We start from the raw sequence: 1,978 nt of genomic DNA, 5'->3' as shown, positions 1-1,978 counted from the left end.
GGGCGGCCGGTGGGCCTGCGGGTGCGCAAGTCGCCGGAGGCGGTGGCGCTCGTCCTGGGCTGTCTGATGGCGGGCCGCGGCTTCCTGCTGCCCTCCCACGAACTGCCCGACCTGCCGCTGAAGGAGCTGTACGAGCAGGCCGGATGCACGGTGGTCCTCGGGCCGGCCGACGATCCGCTGGTGGACGTCGTGGTGGACCCGTCCGCCGCCGCTCCGGGCGGCGGACGGGGTCCGCGCCCGCCCGCCGAGGTCGCCGGGGACGACACCGGCTTCCTGCTGACCACCTCCGGTTCCACGGGCCTGCCGAAGATCGTGCCGCTGTCCCAGGGAGCGGTGGCCCGGTTCACCGGGTGGGCGGGGGACGCCTTCCCGCTCGGGCCGGGATCCTCGGTCCTCAACTACGCGCCGCTCAACTTCGACCTGTGCCTGCTGGACGTGTGGAGCACCCTCGCGCACGGCGGGACGGTGGTGCTGGCCGACCCGGAGCGGGGCACCTCGGCGCGCTATCTGCACGGCCTGGTCGCCGGCCACCGCGTGACGCTGGTCCAGGGCGTTCCCCTGCTGTTCGAGCTGCTCACCCGGGCGGCGGCCGAGGCGGGCCCGCTGACCACCCCGGAGCACCTGGTCTTCGCGGGCGAGGCGATGCCCGCCCGGGTGCTGGCGGGCCTGCCGCCGGTGTTCCCGCACGCCCGCTGGTTCAACAACTACGGCTGCACCGAGACGAACAACAGCTTCCTCCACGAGGTCGACCGCACCGGACCGGTCACCGCTCCGCTGCCGATCGGCCGCCCGTTGCCCGGCGTGCGCTGGCTGATCGCCGGGGACGACGGGCGCGCGCTGACCGGTCCCGGCCAGGGCGAACTGCTCGTCAGCACCCCCTTCCAGACAGCGGGTTACGTCAACGTTCCCGACGGCGAGAAGTTCGCCCCGCACCAGGACGGTGTGCCCGGGGTGGTGTACTACCGCAGCGGCGACGTCGCCCGGCTCCACGAGGACGGCTCGCTGAGCGTGCTGGGGCGGACCGACTACATGGTCAAGGTGCGCGGGACGCAGGTCAGTACCCAGCACGTCGAGAGCATCCTGCTGGAGCACCCGGCGGTGGCCGAGGCGGCCGTCGTCGCGCTGCCCGATCCGGTCGCCGGCCACCGCCTGCACGCACGCGTGCGACCGGCCGCGCCCGGCTCGGTGAATGTCCTGACGCTGCGCCGGTACTGTGCGGAGCGTGCGGTGCGGGCGGCCGTGCCGCACGTCTTCGAGATGGTGTCCGAGCCGCTGCCGAGGACATCGACGGGGAAGGTCGACCGCAACCGGATCCGGGACGCGCTGAGCACGGAGTGACGCGAGCACGAAGGGGGGGCCGCCCGGTCGTGACCGGGCGGCCCCCCCCTTTCTGTCGTCCCCCCGGGTCAGCGCAGCGCCGCGCGGAAGGCCTTGGCCACCGAGGTGACGCCGATGGCGAGCACGATGACCGCCGCCCCGCCGTAGGCCGACTCCTGGGACTCCCAGAGGGTCTTGGCGTCGGCGAGGAAGTCGGGGTTGAACAGTTCCTGCCGGTACAGCACCCAGGCCAGCGGCAGTGTGAAGGCCGCATGGGCGAGCGCGTACCAGCCGGCCAGCCGGACGGTCCAGCCCTGCCCGGCCACCCGGGCGACGCCGACCACCGCGAGACCGGCGAGACCGGCGAGAACCGGCCACAGCCAACCCGACCACAGGTCCGGGTTCAGCACCTCCAGCTGCCGGCCGCCGTCCGCCCGGTACGGCTCGGCGGTGTGCTGCCAGACGATCAGCGCGAACAGCAGCACGTCCCACGCCACGGCGGCCTGCGCCGCGACACCGCCCCGGTCCTGCCGCGGAGCGGCGGGCAGTTCGTCCGGCGTCCAGCGGTCGCCCGTGGTGCCGCGGCGGTACCGGATCCGCTCGGTCACGCCGAACACCACGGTGATCGCGGCGACCAGCTGGGCGCCGACGCCGATCAGCG

Annotated in this window: 1 protein-coding gene and 1 pseudogene; one reads left to right on the top strand and one right to left on the bottom strand. The window is 74.2% G+C overall.

Annotation, left to right across the window (positions count from 1 at the left end):
* A partial coding sequence (locus B9S61_RS00050; RefSeq protein ID WP_103540323.1) for an AMP-binding protein occupies nucleotides 1-1,338 on the top strand: 1,338 nt, incomplete at its 5' end.
* 68 nt (nucleotides 1,339-1,406) lie between these two features.
* Here B9S61_RS00050 and B9S61_RS40545 read toward each other — a convergent pair.
* Nucleotides 1,407-1,978, bottom strand: a pseudogene (locus B9S61_RS40545) (hypothetical protein); the annotation flags it as partial.

The organism is Streptomyces sp. SM1 (assembly GCF_002910825.1).
In the GTDB taxonomy this organism is placed as follows: Bacteria; Actinomycetota; Actinomycetes; order Streptomycetales; family Streptomycetaceae; genus Streptomyces; species Streptomyces okerensis.
The sequence above is the reverse complement of the archived record's forward strand: the minus strand, read 5'-3'. Positions and strand labels throughout refer to the sequence as shown.